This window comes from Pseudomonas sp. Sample_23, assembly GCF_004307595.1.
GTDB classification, from domain to species: domain Bacteria; phylum Pseudomonadota; class Gammaproteobacteria; order Pseudomonadales; family Pseudomonadaceae; genus Aquipseudomonas; species Aquipseudomonas atacamensis.
Genome location: NZ_RCNX01000068.1, coordinates 25,005 through 46,792, shown reverse-complemented (window position 1 = coordinate 46,792; position 21,788 = coordinate 25,005). Strand labels below are relative to the sequence as shown.

The window sequence follows — 21,788 nt, the reverse complement described above, 5'->3', positions numbered from 1 at the left end:
CGGCGCTTCCCGCAACAACCATCCATCCAGGAGTTTTGCCATGAGCGTTCCTTACAAGCGTCTGAACAAAGATGATGCCGTCGTCCTGCTGGTCGACCACCAGACCGGTCTGATCTCGCTGGTGCAGGATTTCTCGCCGAACGAGTTCAAGAACAACGTGCTGGCACTGGGCGACATCGCCAAGTTCTTCAAGCTGCCGACCATTCTGACCACCAGCTTCGACGCAGGTCCAAACGGCCCGATCGTGCCCGAGCTGCTCGAGCAATTCCCTGACGCGCCGTTCATCCAGCGTCCAGGCCAGATCAACGCCTGGGACAACGAAGACTTCGTCAAAGCGATCAAGGCCACCGGCCGCAAGCAACTGATCATCGCCGGTGTCGTGACCGACGTTTGCGTAGCTTTCCCGACCCTGTCGGCGATCGCTGAAGGCTTCGAAGTGTTCGTCGTCACCGACTCGTCGGGTACCTTCAACACCACCGTGCAACAAGCAGCGTGGGCGCGGATGTCCGCCGCCGGTGCACATCTGATGAACTGGTTCGCTGTGGCCTGCGAGCTGCAGGGCGACTGGCGCAACGACATGGAAGGTCTGGCGCATCTGCTGTCCGAGCGTCTGCCCAACTATCGCAACCTGATCAACAGCTACACCAAGTTCACTGCCAAGTAATCTGGTCGAAAGTCAAAAGCCCCTCACCCTAGCCCTCTCCCGGAGGGAGAGGGGACTGACAGCGTTGTTTGCTAGAGTTGCATCGACCTGCAATACCGAGCCGAGCTCCGCTCTTGAAACGCATGGAGATCGGCTCCCTTTCACCCTCGCCCCCTTAGGGGGAGAGGGCTGGGGTGAGGGGGTGAGCTTTTGATCTTCAAAGTTTCAGATCAGCGTTTTTGCAACCAACCCAAGAAACCACCTTTTTTCACCGCCACCGGTTTGGCCATCAACGCGAGGCGACTGTTCTGCTGACGCACCGCCTGCAACTTGTTCAAGGCCCGGCCGACTTCGCTGCGCTTGTCCATGCACTCACGGGTCAACTGTTTGTCGAGACGATAGATGATGCTCGACGTCAGCGCTGTGAACGTCGCCTGCGACGGAGTATCGGCAAGAATGCTCTGTTCGCCCATGACTTCGCTCGGCCCCATGCGCCCGGCCTCGGTCTGGCCATTGCCGTCCGGCACCGTCGCGCTGACCACGCCCGTGGCGATCACGAACAGACTGTCCGGCACCTCGTCCAGATCCAGCACCACCTGACCGGCCGTGTACTGCTGCGCGACCATCGACTCAGCGAGGCGATCGCGTTCTTCACTGCTCAGCGAGCGGAAAATCTTCACCTCATCCAGCAATGCACGAGCACGGCTCGACGGTTCGATCACGCCGTCGGGATGGCGCGAAATACCCGCCGCTTCGAGATGGCGGTGGGCGAGGTCGAACAGTTGATTGCGCACTTCGCTCTTCTTGCCCAGCTCGGCGATGAAACCGCTGGCAACGTATTCCGACATGGTTTCGCCGGCCTCTTTGAGCACGGCTTTCGGCGGCGGGCTGAGCAGCAGCGAACTGCTGCCCTGCAAGGTGCGATCAAGGGCATCCAGTACCCGCCGCGGGCGAATGTGGTTCGGCACCTTGATACTGATCGAGACGCCGTGCATGTTGCTCGGCCGGCTGAGGTTGACGATTTTCGCCTTGGCCGCCACCGAGTTCGGTACCACGGCCATGGTGCCGGCGCTGGTCAGCAGGTGCGTGGCGCGCCAGTCGATATCGAAGACCTTGCCTTCGACGCCGTCGATCATCACCAGATCGTCCACCTGATACGGCTTGGTGGTGTTGAGGACGATGCCGGAAAACACGTCGGCGAGGGTGCTTTGCAGCGCCAGACCGACCACGATGGCGACTACCCCGGAAGTCGCCAGCAGACCTTTGACTGGCAGCTCCAGCACGTAACCGGCTGCCGCAACAATGGCGACCAGAAACACCAGCGCGCCGATGACATCCTGCAACAAGCGTCCGCTGTGACCGATGCGGCGCATCAGCGCCAGGCCGATCACTTCGGTCAGCACCCGTGCTGCGTACAACCACCAGAGAATCCCCAGCGCCGTCGCCCCCAGTTGTGCCACGCGATCATCAGCGAACAGCGGAGCCTGCAACGGGCTGACACCGGCATTGATCACCAGCGCGCTGAACGCCAGAAACAGCGCCAGACGCACGCCGACTCGCGGCGCGCGGTGGCTGAAGGGCGAGAAGTGCCAGAGTGCGGCGTCGAGCAGGAGCAGGACGGCGCTCCAGGACAGCAGGTGGGCGTAGAAAAGAGTCATGACCGGTACTCCGCGACGCTGGTGAGAAAAAAGATCGCAGCCTGCGGCAGTTCCTACAGGGAATCGTATTCCAGGGTAGGCGCTGCCGCAGGTTGCGATCTTTTGCTTTTATGGATTCAGATGAGTCTTCAGTTCAGCCGCCGCCTGACGCACCGCGGCTTTGACTTCCGGAATCTGGCTCAGCGGATTGAGCAGACCAAAGTCATGAATCATCCCGTTGTAACGCACCGAGGTCACCGGCACGCCGGCCGCATCCAGATGCCGCGCATAACCTTCGCCTTCATCACGCAGCACGTCGAACTCGGCGGTCTGCACCAGGGCAGCGGGCAGGCCCTTGAGCTGTTCGGCGCTGGCTTTGAGCGGCGAGGCATGGATCTGCGCACGCTCGGCCGGGTTGGTGGTGTAGTTGTCCCAGAACCACTGCATCATGCCCTTGGTAAGGAAGTGTCCCTCGGCAAATTGCTGGTAAGAACCGTCGTCGAATTGCGCATTGGTCACCGGCCACATCAACAGTTGGAAGCGCAGGGCAGGGGTTTTCTGCTCCTTGGCCATCAACGCCACGACCGCCGCCATGTTGCCGCCGACGCTGTTGCCGGCCACTGCCAGACGTTTGCCATCGACACCGATGTCCTTGCCGTGCTCGGCCACCCATTTCGTCGCGGCGTAAGCCTGATTGATCGCGGTCGGGTACTGCGCTTCCGGCGATGGCGTGTAATCGACATACACCGCAACAGCGCCCGAGCCGACCACCAGATCACGGATCAGGCGCTGGTGCGTCGGGAAGTCACCCAGTACCCAGCCGCCACCGTGGAAGAACATGAACACCGGCAACTCGCCTTTGACCTTGGTCGGGCGCACCACTTTCAGGTTGAGGGTCTGGCCATCGACCTTGATCGCCTTGTCGCTGACCTCCACACCGGACAGATCAACCTTCACCGAAGCCTGCGCACCGGTCAGCACCGCACGGGCGTCTTTCGGGCTCAGTTGCTCCAGCGGACGACCACCGCCAGCGGCGAGGGCATCGAGGAACGCTTGGGTGTTGTGTTCGACGCCAGGGCTGCCAGCGGCGAAAGCGCTGCTGACGGAGAGGGCGAGGAGGGACGCGGCGATGGTTTTCTTGACGATGTTCATGGTGGAAATCCTTTTGAATGATTTTGATTTTCTGATCGTTCCCACGCTCTGCGTGGGAATGCAGCCGGGGACGCTCCGCGTCCCAACGATCAGATGGCTGCCTTCGGCAGCTCTTTGTGTTCAGGGTTGTTTTCAAACCGTGAGCACAGATTAATGGGCTGCTGAAAAGCGAAAAAGCGGCTATAAAGCGTTTAACTGTCCACCAGAGAGTGACAATGAACCCGTTCGAAGACATGCGTATTTTTTGCCAGGTGATGGACTCCGGCAGCTTCACCGCTGCGGCCGATCAGTTGGGCCTGTCCAAGCAATTCGTCAGCCGCCGTTTGATGCAACTGGAAGAGCGCCTCGGTGTGCGCTTGTTGAACCGCTCGACCCGCCGCCTCGACGTCACCCCCTTGGGGCAGAGCTATTACGAATCGGCGTTGCGTTTGCTCGGAGAAGTCGAGCAGGTCGAGCAGGGCATCGCCGGCGAAACCGCCGAGCCGCGCGGCACGATTCGCCTCAGCGCGCCGCTGTCGTTCGCGGTGGCGCATCTGGGTTGTCTGCTGCCGTTGTTCCTGCAGCGTTATCGCGAAGTCACCGTCGAGGTCGATTTAAGCGATCGCCCGGTCGACCTGCTCGGCGAAGGTTACGACCTGGCCCTGCGCATCGGCGTGCTGGAAGATTCGACACTGATCGCCCGGCGCATCGCCAGCATCGAACGGGTCTACTGCGCCAGCCCGGCCTACCTCGCCGAACGCGGCACACCACTCAAACCCGAAGACCTGCACAGCCACGATTGCCTGCCTTACGGCCACGGTCGCTCGGTGCAATGGCGCTTCAACGAAGCACCGGGCAAACCGCTGCTGATCAACGTCACCGGGCGCATGCGCGTCAACAACGGCGAACTGCTGCGAGACGCAGCGGTGCAGGGGATGGGCATTACCTATCTGCCAACCTTCATCGTCGGTGCGGCGTTGAAGGACGGGCGGCTGGTGCCGGTGCTGGATGACCTGCGCCCGGAGCCGCTGACCCTGTCGGCGGTTTATCCGCAGCATCGCCAGGCTTCGCGGCCGGTGCAGGCGCTGGTGGAGTTTTTGCGTGAGCGGCTTAACCAGAGTCATGTGAATCTTTGATAGTGGTGCCTACTGGGCAAACAAACGGCGTGTTATCGATCGGGCGAACGTCACACCGTTTTTTCCTGCTATGTCTTTATGGATATTCCTGTCGGGTATGCAAAACGCTAAGTATCTCGATTCGATCCGTCACCTCATAAATCACTACGTAGTTAGGATGTATAACGATTTCCCGGGTGCCGGGAGATCGACCTTTACGGTAGAGATGGGGATGAACGGAGAGTGAGGTTGTGGATTCTTCGATGGATTTCGAGAGACTCACTGCGGCTGCAAAGTTTCTCTAGCCAATGTATCTGAGGATGTTCGAAAGATCGGCCTTGGCTTCGGGCCGCCACTCAATCTGCATCGGCCTTTTTTCGCATGGATTCGATCAAGGCATGCATGTCCGCCATCACGTCCTCATGGGGGAGACTCGGATGGGGATCATCTCTGGACGCCTGCACCTTGGCTCGCAACCAGCGATCATGACTGGCAGCCTGCTTGTCGTTTTCGAACCCTGAATCGTCGGGAAAGATTTTGCCGTCCATAGTGCCTCCGGGTTCAATGCCTGGCAGTCTATTCGGTACAGGGATTGCTGTCGTCGTTGTCTGGATGAACTGCATCTTGGTCGAGCTCCATGAGTACTTGTAGTTCGACAAATCCTAGACTGAGCGCTTCCGACGGCCAACCGACGGAAGATGTAGGAAAACGGTTGGGGTTTCCCGAGTTCCTTCCTTTTTCTGTAGGACTCGCTGAAGAGGACTGCGCAGTGTGATTACAACATTGGAACAACCACCACCCGGGTCTGTTCTAGACTCACGCCGCTCAATCACGAGCCTCACCCGGAGTAGCGCCATGGAAGTGCCCAACCCCAAAACCGCCATCGAAAGCAATCGACAGGCGTGGAACGATTCCGCCCGTCATCATCAGGATTCGCCGGACTGGCAGGCATTGCTCAACGATGTCGCGCAGGCAGAGTTTTGCTGCCTTGATGACACTTTGCGCGGCTTGCTGGACGTCGACGGCAAAGACGTGATTCAACTGGGCTGCAATAACGGTCGGGAGAGCCTGTCGCTGTTTGCGCTGGGTGCCCGCAGTGTCGTCGGCGTCGATCAATCGGCAGCGTTTCTTGAGCAGGCCCGCGAGCTCAACAGCCGCTCGCCGCATACTGCCGAATTCGTCGAGAGCGACATCCACCATCTGCCCGCATCGCTGCATAACCGCTTCGACGTAGCCCTGATTACCATTGGTGTACTCAACTGGATGCCTGACATCGGCGAATTCTTCCATCATGTCGCGCAGGTGCTGAAGCCGGGCGGCAAACTGGTGATCTACGAAACCCATCCTTTTCTGGAAATGGTTGATCCGCAGGCTGAAGATCCCTACCGCCTCGCCAGCTCGTATTTCCGTGTCGAGCCGTTTGTGCAGGAAGAACCGATTGTGTATGTCGGCAAGGTCGAGCAGCCGGCGGCGAAGTCGTACTGGTACGTGCATACGCTGGGCGCGATCTTCAGCGGCGCCATTGGAGCGGGGCTGAGCATCGTTGATTTTCAGGAATATGCGCATTCGAACCGGGAAGAGGTGTATGACTGCTACCTGAACCAGCAGGCGCAGTTGCCGATGTGCTTTAGCCTGGTGGTGAGCAAGGCCTGAGAACCTTTTTTGCGACGGCTGGCCTCTTCGCGAGCAGGCTCGCTCCCACAGGGAAACGCATTCCAGTGTGGGAGCGAGCCTGCTCGCGATGGCGGCCTTGTGACCGCCAGAAAATTCAGGGAACGGCGTGATTGACTACGTGCCCCGGCTGCGCATAAAGATCAATGCCCAACGCATGAATCACCTTCAACACTGTGTCAAAGCGCGGCTTCGCTCCGGGAGCAAAAGCTTTGTACAAACTTTCACGACCCATGCCTGAATTCTTGGCGATCTGCGTCATTCCTCGCGCCTTTAACACGTAGCCGATCGCGCGAAGGAATTCTTCGCTGTCTCCGTCTGCAAGCACCTGTGACAGGTACTCACTGATGGCTTCATCACTGTCGAGCAGCGCGACCATGTCGAAATTCGTCAAAGTCTGGCTCATGGTTAAACCTCCTTTGTCATTTTTTGTGCGCGTCGGATGTCTGCGCTTTGTGAGGATTTGTCGCGCCCGATGTCGTGCTTGACTCTATCCAAGTGGATACAGATAAACAGTCGGCCAAGTCTTTTCCGAATGTTGGAAGTGTCGTCACAGTTTGTAGGCAACCAGCCAATCGCTTGTGAGAGCTGCGGGTGCAGCTACTGGCCTCTTCGCGAGCAGGCTCGCTCCACAGGGAAACGCATTCCAATGTGGGAGCGAGCCTGCTCGCGATGGCGGCGTTGCGACCGCCACATTTCACACGACCGCATCAAGCCTGCGCTGCGGCACTTACCACCGGCCGACCCGGTTTGCGCAGCGGATCCAGGCGTGAGCCTTCATAGCGGGTTTCGCGGAAGAATTTCCAGCGGCCGAACAGGCAGTAGACGTGGGTCACCCGGCCCTGTTCCTGATAGCCCATACGGATATGCAGTTTCAGCGCCGGGATGTTATGGGTTTCACAGACGTCGACGACCTTGGTGCAACCCTGCGCCGCCATCGCTTGCCAAAGTGCAACCTGCACGTCCACCGACAGGCTGCTGCCGAAGTAGGCGCGGATCATTTCGCCGCCGAATTCGAAGAACTCGCCGGGTTTGACCGGGAAAGTGCAGCCGTAATAGTGGCGGTCGTGGTAGTCGCGAATGCTGCCCCAGATAAAGCCCACGGCGTGGCCATCGGCGTCCAGGTACATGTGCCCGGTGTGGCCTTCGGCAGCCAGTTCCGCCATGGTGCCGACACGGTCGCCGAAGTGTTTGCTGAACGCCACGGCATTCTGCGCGGTGATGTCGACTTTGCGCAGGCCTTCATACGGGCGCAGTTTGTGCGGCGGCACCGGGCTGACCAGGTCGCGCTCCATCCACAGCAGTTCCCAGTGGAAGAACACGTAGCGTTTCCACAACGTCCCGACGGTGCGGCTCAGGCCTTTGTGTCTGATGCGATCTTGCACTTTGGTGATGATGCTCATGATGCCCCTCCAGGGTCTTGGCCCGGATGTTGTGGTGAGTGTCGTTACAGCGGTGATTCATTCGAGCGCCGTGGCCCCCTGTGTTTCTTCTCGGTTGAGGTCGGCATACGAGACTCGCGCGACGCCCCTCAAACCCTGTTCGAGTACCTCGCTCAACGACTCGCCGGAGTCGAGATAGGCATCACCGAAATCGACGCCGAGGCGGGTCGGGTGGGCGACGATTTCCAGCACGCCGTCGCTGGGGACGCTGGCATTGCGCACGTCGACCGGGGTGCAGACGTAGTCGGCGGTGACCCGCGCCAGGCTCTGCAAACGGCCATTGAGCAAACCCTTGAATAGGCGCTTGGGCAGCGTGAGGTTGAGCCCGAGGTTGCGCGCCAGCCGGATCGGTACGCCTTGCTCGGCGGCAAACTTCGCGACGATTTCGCCGATCGGCCAGATGTTGTGTACGTGCTGGTGCGAGTCGATATGGCTCGGGCGCATGTCGTGATCGACGCAGCGTTGCCATTGCGCCTGCAACTCGGCGCGCACCGCGTCACGATCTGCGCGACCCAGCCACAGGCTGTGGCGGGGCAGGTTGAGGTCGAACACGCCGTTGCCATCGCAGAAGGTCCGCCGCCCCAGGATCGCCTGGCTCAGAGGGCGTCCGTAGGTCAGGTTGAAGTGCAGGCCGATCCGCCCTTGCAGCGTCGGATGGCGAGCCATGGTGCAGGCGGCTTCAAACGCCGGCATGTTGGCCATGGCCGTGGCTGAGCTGATCAGGCCGGCCTGGAAGGCAGCGAAGATCACTGCGTTTTCGTTGGCGCTGAGACCGAAGTCATCAGCGTTGACTATGACTTGGCGAGGCATGGCCGCCCTCCGGAGTGATTGCGACAGGTTGCACCAGCGCTGCAGGTTTTTTGTTTGCACGGCGGGCCCGCCACTGCTGCACGGCGGGCTTGCAGCGATACCAGATGCGCAGCGCCAGACCCAATGCCAGCCCACTTGGGCGCCACGAATAGAAACTCCAGCGCCAGTGTTCCAGCTGCCCGGTCATGCGTTCGTGCAGTTGATGGCTGGAGTTTTCCAGGCTGACCCGCGAGGCATCGATCCAGTGCCAGTGCTCATCCAGGCCCCAGCGAATCCATTCCTCCAGCAACACCCGGCCACTGCCAAGGTCGGCGTATTGCGGCAGGAAGGCGAGGTTGTAATCGTAGAGCCGGCCCTGTTCGAGCAGGCCGAGGCGATAGCTGATGCAGCGGCCGTTCAGCTCGAGCATCACCACGCGCACTAGGCCTTGGCCGGCGAGGGCGGTGAAGGCGCGTTCGATCCATTGGCGGCTGCGCGCTGTGGCGAAAATACCGACGCCTTCATCGCCTTTCCAGCTCACCGCCTCGACTTCGCTGATGGTCTGCAACAAGGCAGCCATGCTCAGCGCATCTGGAGTGATCCGGCGGATCTGCGCACCGCACGCGGCGATCCGTTTGCGAGCCCGGCGCAGTTTGTAGCGCGGGTCGCCGGAGACTTCCTGATGGTCGGCTTCGCTGATCAGATGCACCGGCACCCGGCAGCTCAGGCGCCGTTCGGCAGTGGAACTGCGCGCCATCCATGCGGTGACGGCACTTTCTTCACCCGCAGGTTCCGACAGCTCATTGAGTTGCAACAGTGCATGGGGCAGGCGCTGGCGAATCAGCAGCAGCGCCTCGTGCATGTCCTCGCCGCCGAGCAGTGACAGCAAAGCCAGACGATCGGCCAGCGGATAACCCAAGTGATGCAAGACCCGAAACGGCACGCCGGCGAAGCGCTCGCGGCTGGCCACCAGCGGCAGGCACAGACGCAGTTCTGCGGCTTCCCAACCGAGCAGAATGTGCAGGCGCTGATCCTCGGCCAAAGCCTGTTCGGCCGCGCACAACCAGCCGAGATTGTTGAACGGCGTATGGTCGCTCACGCCCAGGCGCAGCGTTTCATACGCGGTTGCCGGGAAGTCGGCGGCGCACAGGGACGTGCGCCATTCGAATCGCATCACCATAGGTTCAGGCCGCCGTTGCGTTGACAGGTGGACGGGAAGTTTTACCCAGCGCCGCCAGGCGCGAACCGCTGTAGCGGGTTTCGCGATAGAAGCGCCAGCGACCGAACAGCGTGTAGATATTCATGATCCGCTGTTGTTCGGTATAGCTCATGCGCAGGTGCAGCTTGAGCGCCGGTATGTTGGTCGACTCACAGACATCGACCACTTTGCGGCAGCCCTGGGCGGCCATGGCTTCCCACAGGCGCAATTGCAGGTCCACCGACAGCTCTGTACCCCAGTAGGCCCGGGCCAGTTCGCCACCGAACTCGAAGAACTCACCGGGTTTCACCGGGAACCGGCAGCCGTAGTAATGCCGGTCGAAATAATCCCGCGGCGTACCCCAGATAAACGCTACGGCATCGCCTTGCTCGTCGACATGCATGTGCCCGGTGTGGCCCTCTTTGGCCAGCTCGGCCATCGTGCCGACACGGTCACCAAAGTAACGCGCGAAAGCGCTGGCGTTGTCCGCCGTAATCCTGACCACGCGCAGTGGCGGATAGGGTTTGAGGCGGTGCGGCGGCACCGGGCTGACCAGGTCGCGCTCCATCCACAGCAGTTGCTGATGGGAAAAAATGTACAGTTTGCGGATCTTGCCCAAGGTCGCTCGCAGGCCTTTACGACGAATATGTCCGCTGAGTTTTTGCAAAACATCCATGGTCTCTTCTCCTGATGAGGGTGCCATGCGCGGCATCAAGCCCGCGCGGCAGAGCATCGAAGGGCGGCTCATGAAGCGCTCCAGCTCAGGGCAAACAGGGTTTGTCCCGGCAGTTCGAAACGCACGCGCCCGTTGTCGCAGGCAAACGGTGCGTCGCGGCTGCGATTGTCGGCGCCGAAGTAACGCAGGGCGCCATGGTTCAACGGGCACCTGGCGCCGCTCAGATCGACGCGTTGCAGGCGCGTCCCTTTGTTCACTCCCAGCAACGTGCGCTGCTCGTCGCCGGCCATCGCCAGCACATCCACCTCGAAGGCGTCGTTATCCAGTTGCAGCACTTGGCGCAGCCAGTGGCGGGCGATGAATTGCTGGGCCAGACCGACCGGTTTCAGCTCGAAGCGATCCTCGCCCAATATGCGCAACATGCCTTTGGGGTATTGCGGTTCGTCAGCGGCCTGAAACCAGTTGAGCATGCTCAGCAAGCCGTCCTGCGAGGCGTTGATCACCACCGACGCCCACCACAGCGAGGTGTAGTGGGTTTCCTGATCGTAGGGGCTGAGGCTGGAGCCGCTGGACAGGTTGGTCTGATCGAGCAGCAAGGCCTTGCGCGGCTGACCATTGGCGTCGAGGCCGACCAGTTCGGCGGCGCGCCGCACACTGTCGCGGTAGACGCGGGTGGCGAGCAGATCGCGAATCATCCATTCATGCCAGGCCAGTGCATCGATCTGGTCGGCTGACTCGCTGAGCAGGCGCCGTGCCCAATCGATTCCGCGCTTGTCTGCCGCATTATCGGCGAACGGGCCGTTGACCAGTCGCGAGCTGGCCGGCATGGCGATGCGCACACCGGCGCGGGCGTTGGCCGGGTCGCTGCGCACCTGACGCGCCATGCTGGTGAAAATCGCCTGATATTGCCCATAGCTGGAATAGTTGAGATTGGGTTCGTCGGCAAAGCCGATGTAATGCGTGCCGTTGCCGCCGAGGGCGCGGGTGCTCGCCAGCCAGGCGTCGAGGCCGCTGTTGCTCTGCACGTCGGCGCGCAGATCGGCCTGGCGCTGACTGCCGGCCAGCAGGGTGATGTCGTTGCGGATGCCGAAACGCTGCTGGTACACCCGGCGGAAAGCGTCCTCGAACTGTGGATTCTGCGCCGTGACGTCGACGAAACTGTAATAGCTCGCCGCGGTCGGCTTCAGCGCATCGAGCAGCGCGTGGCTGGCCGCTGGCGGCATCACGTAAGGCAGAGCGATGCCAAGATCCGGCGTGCGTCCGAGGACTTTGTCATGCAGTACCAGCCGCACCTCTGCGACCTCTTCACGCAGCGGTTGCAGTTGCTGCGGATTCTGCGCAAACAGATTGGCTGTGCCGTCGAGCCAGAACGCCGCTTTGCCGCTGCCTTGCAGTTGCAGACGCCAGACCTGCTCGCGGGGGCTGACTGGCAATGCAATCTGATCGAACTGCCAATAGGCGCGATAAGGCTTCAGTGCGAGAGTCAGCGCCTGGTGGTCGCCGATCCGCTGCGCCTGCAACGCGGTGACGCCGCCATGGAATTTGCCGGCGAGCACTGCGCGCTCACCGGCTGCAACTTTGAAATACAGCACGTCGCCATTTTTGCTTTCGGCACTGAAGTGCACTTTGGCCGGGGCAAACAGGGCGACGGTGCGCGCATCGTGTTCGATGCGGTAGTGGCGGAAGCTGTAGCCGGGAATTTCCAGTCGATAACTCGCCGCGCCGGGCAGCAGCGGCCAGGTCTGACTGCCACGGGTTTCGCTGGCCTTGATCAAGCGTTCGCCGAGCAATTTACCGCGACCGTCGAGCAGGTACAGCTGCTCTTCGTTGGCGTCCGCTTGCCACGCCGGGGTCCAGCGCACGGTCACGCTGTCGGGCTGATCGGTTTGCAGAAACAGACTGCCGTCACGAATCTCGCCCCAGCGCATCGACGCCGCCAAAGCGTCCAGCGACAGGCCGAGACCGAACAGCAGGTACCAGCCTTTCATGCGGGTTTCCTCTGCAGCATCGACCACATCGGCAGCACGTCGCGGGGCAGGATGATCAGGGTTTGCCAGAACGGCACAGCGCTCAAACGGCAATACAGCACCAGCATGGCCACGGTCACCGCCAGATAGGCGATCGATGAGGCGGCGGCGGCGCCGACAATGCCGTAGGCCGGAATCAGCACCAGGTTCAGGGCCAGATTGAGCAGCGCGCCCAGGCCCATCAACAACGACACCGAACCGGGGCGATTCTTGCCCAGCAAGTCCAGGCGCAGAATGCTCGCGTAGCACAGACCCAACAGCCCCGGCAGCAACGCCAGCAGCGCCGGGTACGCCGGCTGGTAGGCAGCGCCAAACAGCGTGACGATCAACCATTCGCCGATCACGGCCATACTCAGGCAGGCGCCGAGCATCACCGTCGCGGTCAGGCGCAGCGCCAGCGGAGTGACCTTGTCCATGCCTTCATCCTGTTGCAGCAGGCGTTTCATCAGCGGTGTGGTCACCGCTTCGGGAACGATCAGCAGCAATTCGGCAGCAGCGCTGGCCATGGCGTAATGGCCCAGCGCGGTGCTGCCGAGCAGGGCGCCGATGAACAGGTAATCGGAGCGCAGAATCACTTGCTGGAACAGCAGATCGGGATGGCTGCGCGCGCTGTAGCGCAGCAGCTCCTTCTGGCTGGCGCGATCCCATTGCAGCTGCAATGGCTGCGCCCGCTTCAGCCAGACCCAACCGGCGAGCACCACCAGACTGATTCCGGCCAGCCAACTGATCAGCGCTGCCTCCAGCGCCGCGCTCTGCCACATCCAGAACAGTGCGACGAACAGCAACAGCGGCGCCAGTGATTCGATCAGGCGCAAGACGTTGAATGCGACCACGCCACCCGAGGCGTTGTGCAGCGTCAGCAGGCCGCTTTTCAACACGGTCAACGGCACCGCCAGCAGCAACAGCCAGGCGAGCAGGCCCAGTTGCATGGTCACGTCCAGTTGCGTGCCGAATTCGCGCACCAGCGCCACCACCAGCAAAGTCAGCAAACCGGCCAGCAGACAACCGAACACCAGCACCTGGCTGAGCAACAAACCCATCGGCCGCTGCTTCGCCGCCTGATAACCGACCGCCGAATTCAGACCGCCGCTGGTGGCCGCACTGATCAGATCCGGCAGGGTGCTGAGCAGGGCGAACAGGCCGCGTTCGCTGGGGCCGAGAATCCGCGCGAGCAAGACGTTGCGCAGCAAACGCAAGGCGATCATCGCCAGCTTGGTGCCCATGCTCAGCGCCAGATGCTTGAGGTAGTTGCCTCGGCTCATGGCCGCGCTCCCCGATAGATCCGCCACGACAGCAATTGCGGATGGCGCGCGGTGCGCTGGCTGACGCCAAAACGCGGCAGGTTCAGCGGATCGCCGTCGCCGCGATAGATTCCGGTGCCGGTGCCCAGCGCAAACGGGTAATCGTGGTCCGCGACCTGCTGGCGTACGCGTTCATCGTTGTCGCCGTTGGGGTAGCAATACACCGGTAGAGGTCGGTTGCAGCCGTTGTTCAATGCGTCGCGGCTGCGGCGGATTTCTTCGCTCAGGCGCGCATCATCGAGACCGGTGAGGATTGCGTGGCTGGCGCCGTGCGGGCCGAACCGCACCAGACCGGAGGCTTCCATCGCCCGCACCTGATGCCAATCCAGTGCCTGTGGCAGCGAGTCCTTCGGGCATTCGTCGGTGAGCTCTTCCAGTTCCTGCGGAGCCAGGCTTTTCAGCCCTTGCAGATAATGCAGCAGCGCCAGACTGCGGCGCTCGACATCGATGTCATCAAGCAGCACCGGCAGCGGATGCTTGCGCGCATGCAGGCATTCGATCAGGTGCATGCGGGCTTTATCGCCATGGCTGCCCCAAAGGGTTTCGCCGAGGCTTTCCCACCAGAAGCGCTGGCGGCTGCCGATGAAATCGGTGGAGAGGAAAATGCTCGCCGGCACCTGGTGTTTCTGCAGCAACGGGAAGGCGTTGACTGCGTTGTCACGCCAGCCATCGTCAAAGGTCAGCGCCACCCGTGGGCGCTCGCTGCGCAGGGCGTTGGGCTGGAGAATTTCCATCAGCGGCACGCAATCGAAATGCTTGCGCAGCCACACCAGCAAATGCTCGAACGCTTTCGGTCCGACGCACAGTTCATTGCGGTGCGGCAGGTCGGCGGCGCGGTCGTTGGACAGCACGCGATGCAACATCAGAATCACCCCCGCGCCCTGCAACTGCTGACGGCCCACCGGCGAGTTGAGGTAGAGCCAGCCACTGGTGCTTTTTATCAGTTGTTTGATCGCCATGGCTTCGGTCCTCTTAACGGTTCTGTTCCGGATTCCACTGGGCATACCGCTGGCCGCGCAGGAACTGCCACAGGCCGAGACTCATCCCGGCGAGGGTGACCAGCAGAAACGCGGCGAGGCGGAATGGTTTCGGCAAGCGGTGTTGCGCATCCAGCAGGCCGGCAATTGCCACGCTGTAGCCGAACAGTTGCGCGATCAGGCTCAGGCGATAGAAGCCGTGCTCGTCCCACAGCCAGCAATTGCTCAGCAGCAATGGCAGCAGGAGTACCGGCGCGAGGCGGCGGATCAGTTTGTGGCTGATCAACGCCAGTGAATACAGGCCATGCTTGAGCGGATTGAGCAGCTCGCGGCGCTGGGCCAGGCTTTGCAGGCCGCCGACGGTGACGCGCTGTCGGCGGCGGAACTGTTTGTCCGCCTCGTCGACGCCATGGTCGATAACCTGCGCTTCGGGCACGTAGACGATGCGCTTGCCGGCCACCGGTGCGCAGGTGCTGATGAAGAAATCGTCGTTGACCTCGGCCGGTACGTTCTGGAACAACTCGCGGCGCAGGGCGAGCAGGGCGCCGTCAGCGGAGACCATGCAGCCAGTGCGGTTCTCGACCCGGCGCAACCAGCCTTCGTAATGCCGATACAGGCTGTCGCCGACACTCAAGCCACCACCGGTGACCGGGATCACCATGTGCCCGGCGCAAGCGCCGACCTGCGGATCGCTCAGCGGCGCGAGCAAGTGGCCGAGGGTGTCGCGTGACCATTGGTTGTCGGCATCGGTGAACACCAGAATGTCGCCGGTGCTCAGGGCCGCGCCGGCATTCAGCGTGGCGGCTTTACCTTGACGCGGCAGGTCGAGCACGGTGATGCGCGGATCAATCACCTTGTGCGCGCAGGCCACGGTGTCATCGGTCGAGCCGTCGCTGGCGAGAATGATCTGCAGCGTCGCCGGTTGATAGTCCTGCGCCAGCAGCGTGCGCAACTTGTGCTCGATATGCCGCGCCTCGTTGTGCGCGGCGATGACGATGCTGACGTTCAGCGGCGGTGCCGGCGTGTGTCGCCACGCCGGAAACAGCGGCGCGAGGATCGTCAGCAAAAGCGGGTAGCCGACGTAGGCGTAGACCGGCAGCAACAGGCACATCCAGAAAATGAACTCAGCCACGGGCAGGCCTCCTTGCGTTCCACTGACACAGACTCAAAATGAACGCCGCGCCGGCCAGGTGCAGGCGCAGCCAGTGCAGGCCCCACAGTTGCAGGGTCAGGAGCGGATCACGGTGCTTGAGACTCTGGCGAACGCTCAGTACCAGCCCCGGCATCAGGGTCAGCGTCACCATTAGCGCTGCGTGGTGCGGAAAACCGTCGAGCAGCGCCGAAATCGCCAGAAAGTCCAGCAGCCAGACGAACAACGACAGCATTGGAAAGCGCAGCAGGCGCAGGCTCATGCCATGGGTGCGCAGCAGTTGCAGATGGCTGCCCTGGCGCCACATTTCCTTGCCCATCCATTCGCGCCAGTTCATTTCGTAACCCCAGTGCAGCGCGACCTTGTCATTGACCGACAGCAGACGCGCGCCCTGTTCGTGCAGGCGCAGGGTGAATTCCTTGTCTTCGCCGGTGCGCAGGGTTTCGTTGAAACCGCCGACCTTATCGAACCAGTCGCGACGCATCAGCAGGTTGGAACTGGGCAGCCAATCGACGCTGTGGCTGACGCGGTGCGAGGGCTGCGAAGAGCGGCGTTGCCAGGCCGTGGCGAACCATGGCGCTTCGGCCGGGGTGTGCAGATCCAAGCCGAACACATCGGCCTGGCCACTGGCTTGGATGTCGAACAAGGGCTGCAACCAGGTTTCCGGCATTTCCACGTCGGCGTCGATGAAGGCCAGCCATTCCCCGCTGGCGATCGCCGTGCCGCGATTGCGCAGCGCGCCGATCAACAGCCCCGGCAAACTGAGCACGGTTGCGCCGAACTGCCGGGCAATCTGCGGGCCCTGGTCGTTCGAGCCGTTGTCGACCACGATCAGCTCGCACTCGACATTGGCCGCGTGTGCGGCTTTCTGCGCAGCGAGCAGGGTTCGGCCAATGTGCCGCGCCTCGTTGTACATCGGAATGACGATGCTGATCCGCTTCATGCCTGCGTCTCCGTAGTCAGTGGCGCCTGCTCGGCCTTGATGCGCAGCACGCTGGTCAGCGCCAGCATGATCCACACGTATTTCTGGTTCGGTGCGCTGAGGAACATCAGGAACAGGGTCAGCGACAGAAAGCTCACCCCCAGGTGGGTCATCATGTCTGCCCGATATCCGTCACCGCGCAGCATCCACGCCGCCCGCGCGCGGATCAGGTTGTACAGACCGAGCCCGAGCATGCCGACGAAGAACAGCCCGGCGGGCACGCCCAGTTCGCTGAAGATTTCCAGATAGGTGTTGTGGGCGCGGCGGTACAGGTCGCCGATCTTGCGGTTGGCGGAAAACGCCTTGGCGTAACCGGTGGTCGCGTAATGCAGCGGGAAGGTCCCGGGGCCGGAGCCGAGCACCGGGTGCTCGCGGATCATCTGGCTGCCGACGACGATGTAGGAAGCACGGCGGCCGAGGGATTCGTCCTGCGCCTTGGAGCCGGCGCTGAGGATGCTCAATGATTGGATCCGCGCCATGTAACCGGCCGGCATGGCGTAGATCGCCAGCGGAATCACGATGGCCGCACCGAGCATGACGAAACCCAGGTGCCGTGGGCGGATGTGGGTCAGTTGCGCGCGGTAGTGCCAGATGCCGATGAGCAGACTCAACGCCAATACCACCAGGCCTGAGCGCGATTCGGTCTTGGTCATGCCACCGAGCAACAGCAGGCAGCAAGTGCCCCAGAACAAGCGGTGCAGCAGGTTCGGACTGCGGATCACCAGCAGCAGTCCAAGAGGAATGGCGAAGGCGATCAGCATGGCGAAGGCGTTGGGGTCTTCGAGCAGGCCGGCGGCGCGGCCCTGATCCTGAAACTTCGCCGAGAACATCGCCATGGCGCAGGTCGCCGTGACGGCGAGGGTCACCAGCCGGGCGAACAGGTCGAGGTTCAGTTCGCGGCCGATCAACAACGTAATGACAAACAGCACCAGACCAACGCTGAGCTCGCGCAGGTGCCCCAGCGACATGCCCATGTCATCGGTATTGAGCAAGCTGAGAAAATACAGAACCATGAAGCCGATCAGGCAGTGCCACAGGTTGCTGCGCAGGCGTTGCGACGGAATCTGGTGCAGCGCCAGTTGCAGCATCACGATCACCGCCAGCGAGGCACCGATCAATTTGCTGCCCGACACTGAGCTGTCCTTGAAGAACCCTTCGAACGGCACCAGCGCGGCAATGCCGAGCAGGCCCCAGGTTGGCTTGCGGTACAGAACGGTGAAACCGACCAGACCAATAACCGCCCCCGGCGCCAGATACGGCCAGGGACTGGCCAGCAGACCGAGGCTGACCAGGGCGAACAGACTGACGATCGAGAGCGGGAAAATCATGCGCGTGTCTCCCGTGCCGTTTGGATGTACAGCTGCGACCAGCGTTCGGCCAATGCCTTGAGGTCGTAGCGCTCCTGTTGGGTGCGTCTGGCGTTGTCGCGCAACTGCGCGGCCAGCTTCGGTTCGGCCAGCAGTGTGTCGAGCTGGCGGGCGAGGGCGGCGGTATCCGTCGGCGCCGCGAGCAGGCCGTTGTGGCGATCCTGCAAGACATCCGGAATACCACCGACCGCGAACGCCACCACCGGCACGCCGGCCTGCATCGCTTCGAGCAGAATCATCGGCGTGCCCTCGGTGCGCGAGCTGATCACCAGCGCATCGAGTTGCTGCCACCAGCCTTGCATCGCCGTCTGGTAGCCCGGCAGGCGAATCCGCTGCTGCAACCCGGCAGCATCGATGCGCGCCTGCAAGGCCTCGCGTTCCGGGCCGTCGCCGAGCATCACTGCGTCCAGTTGCGGATGCTGGTGACACAACGCAATCAGCGCATCGAGAAACAGATCCGGGCCTTTTTCACTGCTCAACCGCCCGACGTAACCGGCCAGCCAGCGTTGCCGCTCCGCCACCGGCTGCATTGCCGGTGCTGCCGGCAAACCGTTGGGAATCACCTGCAACTTTTCCGCGCTCACGCTGGCCTTCAGATGCAGCGTGGCGATGCTTTGTGCCACGCAAACCACCCGTTTCACCGACGCCGTGCGGCACAGTTGCAGGCTGAGCCAGGTGTAGAACTTCTGCTTGCGACTGCGCGGCGTGAAGCCGTGCTGGGTGATCACCAGCGGCACGCGCAACAGCGTGGCGCCGAGCCAGCCGAACAACAGGCCTTTGAAGTTGTGAGTGTTGAGCAACGGCTTGTCGCCCCGGCGCTGACGCAAGTGCCGCAACAGCTCGCCCAGCCCTGAACAAGCGCGAGCGTCCACCCCGGCTTCACGAAAGCGCGCGATCAGTTCTGGCGCTGCGTCGAGGAACAGCACCTGGTGCTGCCCCGGCGTGGTTAGGCAATGATCCAGCAACATTCGCTCGGCCCCGTAGAAGCCGCCGCTGCTGAGCAAATGAATGATCGGCAGGGCGACGATTGGGGTGGACACCGCGTTCAATTGCGCACCCAGTGAACCAGGCTCGGCATGGTCCAGCTCTTGTGCGGATTGCCCGGCTGCGACGTTTCTTCGTTGAGCACCAACAGCACCGGCAGGCCCAGCTCATGGCTGATTTGCGCAGGATGTTTGAAGCGATGGTCGAAGAACTCACGCACGTAGACGAACGCGATTGCCAGCAGCAGCCCGGTGAACAGCCCGAAAGGGATGATCAGCAGCGGTTTCGGGAACGCTGCCTCGGTCGGTTCGAACGGCGGGCTGAGTACCCGGGCGTTGGACAGGTCATCGTTGAGCGAGCGCGTTGTGCTGCTTTCGGCAAAGCGCTGGGCATAGGTCGAGAACGCTGCGTGCAGCGCATCGATCTCGGTGTCCATCTGGCGCAGTTTGCTCTGGGTCTGCTGCAAGTCGCGGATGCGGTTCTTGAACTCGGCGATGCGTGCGGTTTTCTGCTCGATCACCTGCTTGACCACGGCCAGGTCGGCGGTGCGTTCCTGGATGCGGTTGCTCACCACTTTGAGAAACTGCTGACGGGTGCGGGCGATCTGCTCGCGGGTCAACAGCATCGGTTCGCTGCCGGGCTGGAAAACCGCCAGATCGTTCATGTAGCGGCTGACCTGGCTGGTCAGTTGCTCGCCCATCTGTTTGATTTCCCGGTCCTCGAACGCCACGTTGTCGACGGTGGTGGTGAAGGTGTAGGGGAAGGTGTAGTCGTTGAGCTTGCTGCTGCTGGCGGCGGCGAGCGCGGTTTTCAAATACTCGAGCCAACGCTGGCTTTGCAGCAGGCGATCCTGATACAGGTTCAGCGCCTGTTCTTCAGTGTTGATGGCGTTGAGGCGGAAGGTGATTTCCTCCTTCGGATCCGCCGCGCCGACATTTTCCAGCAGCGCTTGGCGGTTACCTTCCAGACCATCGAGCCGCACTTGATACTGGTGCTTTTTGGTTTCGTAGAACGACTGCGGCAAATCGATCGATTGCAGGGCCTGACGGCTCACCAGGTAGTTCTGCAGCAGGGCGCTGACAAACGTCGTGCCTTGCTGCGGATCCGGGAAGCTGTAGGTGATCGAGATCACGTTGGAGCCGGGCAGGGTCTCGATTTTCAGGCTGTCGACGGCTTGCTGGGTCAGGGCGTCGAGGGTGGTGTCACGCACCGGATCGGTTTCCATGCCGAGCCCGTTGCGCAGCGGGTTGATGACGTACTCGCGCAGCGGTGTCGAGACGTAGCGCTTGAACGGTTCGCCAAGCAACTTGGCGAACACCCCGGGTGGCGGGCTGTATTCACCGTTGTCGCGCAGTTCGCTGATGGTCTGACGGATAAGTGCTGGCGAGCGGAGGATGTTGCTCTCGGTTTCCATGTCCGCCAGCGACGGCGGAATGAACGTGGCGTTGTCCACCGTGAGCGACGTGGTGGCGTCACCCTGAGAGAGTTTTTTCGACTGCACGATGACCTGCGCGGTGATATCGAAGCTCTGTTTGAGCAGCAGCGGCAGGAGCAGGGCGATGACTGCAAAGGTCAGGAAGACGCGCTTCACCAGTTGCTTGTTGGCGAAGAAAATCCTGAAGAACTCATGCAGGTAGTTTTCCTTTGGGTTCATGTCGGTCACCTGTGAGTTAGTTGTCACTGTCTTTGTTGTCGACGCGGTAGCCGAAGCTGAAACCGACGCCCTGGAACAGCACCACATCAGCCAGTTGGCGGGCGAGTTCGCCGGCGCTGGCCAGTTTGGTTTTTGGCACGTAGAGCATGTCGTCCGGTTGCAGGTAAGCGATTTGCGGGGCATCGCCGGACAGGGCTTTTTCGACGTCGTAGCGCACCGCTTTCACCTGATTGCCGTTGCGCCGCATGATCACCACCGAATCCAGCCGCGCCTTGACGTTGGTACCGCGCGCCAGAGTCAGCGCCTCGAGCACCGACACCGGCCGGCGTATCGGATACGAGCCCGGTTGTGCGACTTCACCCAGCACGTAGATCTCGTTGCCGGCGGTGGACTTGAGCAGCACGTCCACAGTCATCCGGCCCGGCAGTTGCGCGTACTTTTTGTTGAGGAAGGTTTCCAGTTGATTGACGGTCATGCCTTGCAGCGGCACGGCGCCGATTTCCGGAAAACTCGCGTAACCGTCAGTGCCGACGGTGATCTCCCGGCTCATGCCGGTGGCCGGGTGATTGAGGGCGCTTTTCAGGTTCTGCTCGTTGCTCAGCGGGCTGATGATCTGCACGGTGAGCTGATTGCGGTTGGGCTGGAACAGCTGTTTGCGCTGATAGACGCGCTGGATTTCCTGACGGGCTTCTTCGCTGGTCAGCCCGGCGATTTTCACCGAGGTGTTGGCGCCAGGCAGTTCGATGGTGCCGTCGGGCAGCACCAGTTGATTGCCGTTGAGCTGGCTGGCGGCGGTGAAATTCAGGCCGATCTGGTCGCCCGATTGCACGCGGTAGGCGTCCGAACCGCTGGTGCTGATATGGAAGATCACGTCCAGCACATCCTGCGGGCGCAGGGTCTGCTCGATCTTCGGCATATCGGTCGCCTGGGCGTTGGCCGGGGAAGCGGTGAGAATATTCACCGGCATGTTCTGGGTGTCGGAAGTGCTGGAGCAGCCCGCAAGCGGCAGCAACAGCAGGACAAGCATTCTGGCGTTCATGGCGT

At 61.8% G+C, this 21,788-nt stretch carries 20 protein-coding genes and 1 pseudogene; 3 read left to right on the top strand and 18 right to left on the bottom strand.

The features are described 5' to 3' along the window. Positions 1-40: 40 nt before the first annotated feature. Positions 41-664 carry an isochorismate family cysteine hydrolase YcaC gene (ycaC, locus tag D8U82_RS17735; protein ID WP_016774080.1) on the top strand — a complete coding sequence of 208 codons (624 nt, stop codon included), beginning with the start codon at positions 41-43 and terminating at the stop codon, positions 662-664. Positions 665-873: 209 nt separating this feature from the next. Here the strand turns inward: ycaC and D8U82_RS17730 are convergent, their stop codons facing one another. Then, entirely contained in the window at positions 874-2,301 is a 1,428-nt protein-coding gene (locus D8U82_RS17730; RefSeq protein ID WP_125926664.1) for a mechanosensitive ion channel family protein, read from the bottom strand. Between the two features lie 108 nt (positions 2,302-2,409). Continuing rightward, the gene (locus D8U82_RS17725; protein ID WP_130902642.1) at positions 2,410-3,432 is read right to left on the bottom strand and encodes an alpha/beta hydrolase; all 1,023 of its coding nucleotides are present in this window, start codon (positions 3,430-3,432) and stop codon (positions 2,410-2,412) included. Positions 3,433-3,647: 215 nt separating this feature from the next. On the opposite strand from D8U82_RS17725, the gene D8U82_RS17720 reads away from it, so the two are divergent. Continuing rightward, on the top strand, positions 3,648-4,547 hold the full coding sequence (locus tag D8U82_RS17720; RefSeq protein WP_024012435.1) for a LysR family transcriptional regulator: 900 nt from the start codon (positions 3,648-3,650) through the stop codon (positions 4,545-4,547). A gap of 76 nt (positions 4,548-4,623) precedes the next feature. On the opposite strand, the pseudogene D8U82_RS17715 reads toward D8U82_RS17720, so the two are convergent. Together D8U82_RS17715 and D8U82_RS17710 are read right to left on the bottom strand one after the other, a co-directional pair. Further along, positions 4,624-4,893: pseudogene (locus D8U82_RS17715) on the bottom strand (type II toxin-antitoxin system RelE/ParE family toxin). Continuing rightward, positions 4,883-5,074 (bottom strand): antitoxin, encoded by a 192-nt coding sequence (locus D8U82_RS17710; RefSeq protein ID WP_130902641.1) that lies wholly within the window; start codon positions 5,072-5,074, stop codon positions 4,883-4,885. The pseudogene D8U82_RS17715 and the gene D8U82_RS17710 overlap by 11 nt, the downstream one beginning before the upstream one ends. Before the next feature lie 307 nt (positions 5,075-5,381). On the opposite strand from D8U82_RS17710, the gene D8U82_RS17705 reads away from it, so the two are divergent. Beyond that, a complete protein-coding gene (locus D8U82_RS17705) occupies positions 5,382-6,179 on the top strand; it encodes a class I SAM-dependent methyltransferase (RefSeq protein ID WP_110598928.1) in 798 nt (265 codons plus the stop codon). Positions 6,180-6,294: 115 nt separating this feature from the next. On the opposite strand, the gene D8U82_RS17700 is transcribed toward D8U82_RS17705, so the two are convergent. The 14 genes from D8U82_RS17700 to D8U82_RS17635 all read right to left on the bottom strand — a co-directional run bounded on the left by D8U82_RS17700 (position 6,295) and on the right by D8U82_RS17635 (position 21,783). After that, positions 6,295-6,603, bottom strand: coding sequence for an addiction module antidote protein (locus D8U82_RS17700; RefSeq protein ID WP_039762818.1), 309 nt, complete (start codon positions 6,601-6,603; stop codon positions 6,295-6,297). Between the two features lie 304 nt (positions 6,604-6,907). Further along, a complete protein-coding gene (locus tag D8U82_RS17695) occupies positions 6,908-7,600 on the bottom strand; it encodes an N-acetyltransferase (RefSeq protein WP_071171760.1) in 693 nt (230 codons plus the stop codon). A gap of 57 nt (positions 7,601-7,657) precedes the next feature. Next, complete coding sequence (locus D8U82_RS17690; RefSeq protein WP_122700564.1) at positions 7,658-8,449, bottom strand: ChbG/HpnK family deacetylase; 792 nt, start codon at positions 8,447-8,449, stop codon at positions 7,658-7,660. Then, positions 8,421-9,608 carry a GNAT family N-acetyltransferase gene (locus tag D8U82_RS17685; RefSeq protein WP_122747231.1) on the bottom strand — a complete coding sequence of 396 codons (1,188 nt, stop codon included), beginning with the start codon at positions 9,606-9,608 and terminating at the stop codon, positions 8,421-8,423. The genes D8U82_RS17690 and D8U82_RS17685 overlap by 29 nt, the downstream gene beginning before the upstream one ends. A gap of 4 nt (positions 9,609-9,612) precedes the next feature. Further along, the gene (locus tag D8U82_RS17680) at positions 9,613-10,302 is read right to left on the bottom strand and encodes a hypothetical protein (protein ID WP_064363960.1); all 690 of its coding nucleotides are present in this window, start codon (positions 10,300-10,302) and stop codon (positions 9,613-9,615) included. Positions 10,303-10,370: 68 nt separating this feature from the next. Continuing rightward, positions 10,371-12,290 (bottom strand): hypothetical protein, encoded by a 1,920-nt coding sequence (locus tag D8U82_RS17675; protein WP_130902640.1) that lies wholly within the window; start codon positions 12,288-12,290, stop codon positions 10,371-10,373. Then, positions 12,287-13,591, bottom strand: coding sequence for an oligosaccharide flippase family protein (locus D8U82_RS17670; RefSeq protein WP_095179530.1), 1,305 nt, complete (start codon positions 13,589-13,591; stop codon positions 12,287-12,289). Before D8U82_RS17670 ends, D8U82_RS17675 begins: the two co-directional genes overlap by 4 nt. Continuing rightward, positions 13,588-14,589 (bottom strand): polysaccharide deacetylase family protein, encoded by a 1,002-nt coding sequence (locus D8U82_RS17665; RefSeq protein ID WP_130902639.1) that lies wholly within the window; start codon positions 14,587-14,589, stop codon positions 13,588-13,590. Before D8U82_RS17665 ends, D8U82_RS17670 begins: the two co-directional genes overlap by 4 nt. 13 nt (positions 14,590-14,602) lie before the next feature. Then, the gene (locus D8U82_RS17660; RefSeq protein ID WP_130902638.1) at positions 14,603-15,739 is read right to left on the bottom strand and encodes a glycosyltransferase family 2 protein; all 1,137 of its coding nucleotides are present in this window, start codon (positions 15,737-15,739) and stop codon (positions 14,603-14,605) included. Beyond that, positions 15,732-16,700, bottom strand: coding sequence for a glycosyltransferase (locus D8U82_RS17655; RefSeq protein ID WP_122610237.1), 969 nt, complete (start codon positions 16,698-16,700; stop codon positions 15,732-15,734). The genes D8U82_RS17660 and D8U82_RS17655 overlap by 8 nt, the downstream gene beginning before the upstream one ends. Next, entirely contained in the window at positions 16,697-18,067 is a 1,371-nt protein-coding gene (locus tag D8U82_RS17650) for an O-antigen ligase family protein (RefSeq protein WP_125926654.1), read from the bottom strand. Before D8U82_RS17650 ends, D8U82_RS17655 begins: the two co-directional genes overlap by 4 nt. Next, positions 18,064-19,155 carry a glycosyltransferase family 4 protein gene (locus D8U82_RS17645; RefSeq protein ID WP_130902637.1) on the bottom strand — a complete coding sequence of 364 codons (1,092 nt, stop codon included), beginning with the start codon at positions 19,153-19,155 and terminating at the stop codon, positions 18,064-18,066. Before D8U82_RS17645 ends, D8U82_RS17650 begins: the two co-directional genes overlap by 4 nt. After that, positions 19,152-20,744, bottom strand: a complete 1,593-nt coding sequence (locus D8U82_RS17640) for a Wzz/FepE/Etk N-terminal domain-containing protein (protein WP_130902636.1) — start codon at positions 20,742-20,744, stop codon at positions 19,152-19,154. The genes D8U82_RS17645 and D8U82_RS17640 overlap by 4 nt, the downstream gene beginning before the upstream one ends. Positions 20,745-20,760: 16 nt before the next feature. Beyond that, positions 20,761-21,783, bottom strand: coding sequence for a polysaccharide biosynthesis/export family protein (locus tag D8U82_RS17635; protein WP_041478599.1), 1,023 nt, complete (start codon positions 21,781-21,783; stop codon positions 20,761-20,763). Positions 21,784-21,788: the final 5 nt, after the last annotated feature.

What these genes read in the sequence shown, in the direction of transcription:
- ycaC (WP_016774080.1), top strand. Translation starts at nt 41, where the DNA reads ATGAGCGTTCCTTACAAGCGTCTGAACAAAGATGATGCCGTCGTCCTG.
- D8U82_RS17730 (WP_125926664.1), bottom strand. Translation starts at nt 2,301, where the DNA reads ATGACTCTTTTCTACGCCCACCTGCTGTCCTGGAGCGCCGTCCTGCTC.
- D8U82_RS17725 (WP_130902642.1), bottom strand. Translation starts at nt 3,432, where the DNA reads ATGAACATCGTCAAGAAAACCATCGCCGCGTCCCTCCTCGCCCTCTCC.
- D8U82_RS17720 (WP_024012435.1), top strand. Translation starts at nt 3,648, where the DNA reads ATGAACCCGTTCGAAGACATGCGTATTTTTTGCCAGGTGATGGACTCC.
- D8U82_RS17710 (WP_130902641.1), bottom strand. Translation starts at nt 5,074, where the DNA reads ATGGACGGCAAAATCTTTCCCGACGATTCAGGGTTCGAAAACGACAAG.
- D8U82_RS17705 (WP_110598928.1), top strand. Translation starts at nt 5,382, where the DNA reads ATGGAAGTGCCCAACCCCAAAACCGCCATCGAAAGCAATCGACAGGCG.
- D8U82_RS17700 (WP_039762818.1), bottom strand. Translation starts at nt 6,603, where the DNA reads ATGAGCCAGACTTTGACGAATTTCGACATGGTCGCGCTGCTCGACAGT.
- D8U82_RS17695 (WP_071171760.1), bottom strand. Translation starts at nt 7,600, where the DNA reads ATGAGCATCATCACCAAAGTGCAAGATCGCATCAGACACAAAGGCCTG.
- D8U82_RS17690 (WP_122700564.1), bottom strand. Translation starts at nt 8,449, where the DNA reads ATGCCTCGCCAAGTCATAGTCAACGCTGATGACTTCGGTCTCAGCGCC.
- D8U82_RS17685 (WP_122747231.1), bottom strand. Translation starts at nt 9,608, where the DNA reads ATGGTGATGCGATTCGAATGGCGCACGTCCCTGTGCGCCGCCGACTTC.
- D8U82_RS17680 (WP_064363960.1), bottom strand. Translation starts at nt 10,302, where the DNA reads ATGGATGTTTTGCAAAAACTCAGCGGACATATTCGTCGTAAAGGCCTG.
- D8U82_RS17675 (WP_130902640.1), bottom strand. Translation starts at nt 12,290, where the DNA reads ATGAAAGGCTGGTACCTGCTGTTCGGTCTCGGCCTGTCGCTGGACGCT.
- D8U82_RS17670 (WP_095179530.1), bottom strand. Translation starts at nt 13,591, where the DNA reads ATGAGCCGAGGCAACTACCTCAAGCATCTGGCGCTGAGCATGGGCACC.
- D8U82_RS17665 (WP_130902639.1), bottom strand. Translation starts at nt 14,589, where the DNA reads ATGGCGATCAAACAACTGATAAAAAGCACCAGTGGCTGGCTCTACCTC.
- D8U82_RS17655 (WP_122610237.1), bottom strand. Translation starts at nt 16,700, where the DNA reads ATGAAGCGGATCAGCATCGTCATTCCGATGTACAACGAGGCGCGGCAC.
- D8U82_RS17650 (WP_125926654.1), bottom strand. Translation starts at nt 18,067, where the DNA reads ATGATTTTCCCGCTCTCGATCGTCAGTCTGTTCGCCCTGGTCAGCCTC.
- D8U82_RS17640 (WP_130902636.1), bottom strand. Translation starts at nt 20,744, where the DNA reads ATGAACCCAAAGGAAAACTACCTGCATGAGTTCTTCAGGATTTTCTTC.
- D8U82_RS17635 (WP_041478599.1), bottom strand. Translation starts at nt 21,783, where the DNA reads ATGAACGCCAGAATGCTTGTCCTGCTGTTGCTGCCGCTTGCGGGCTGC.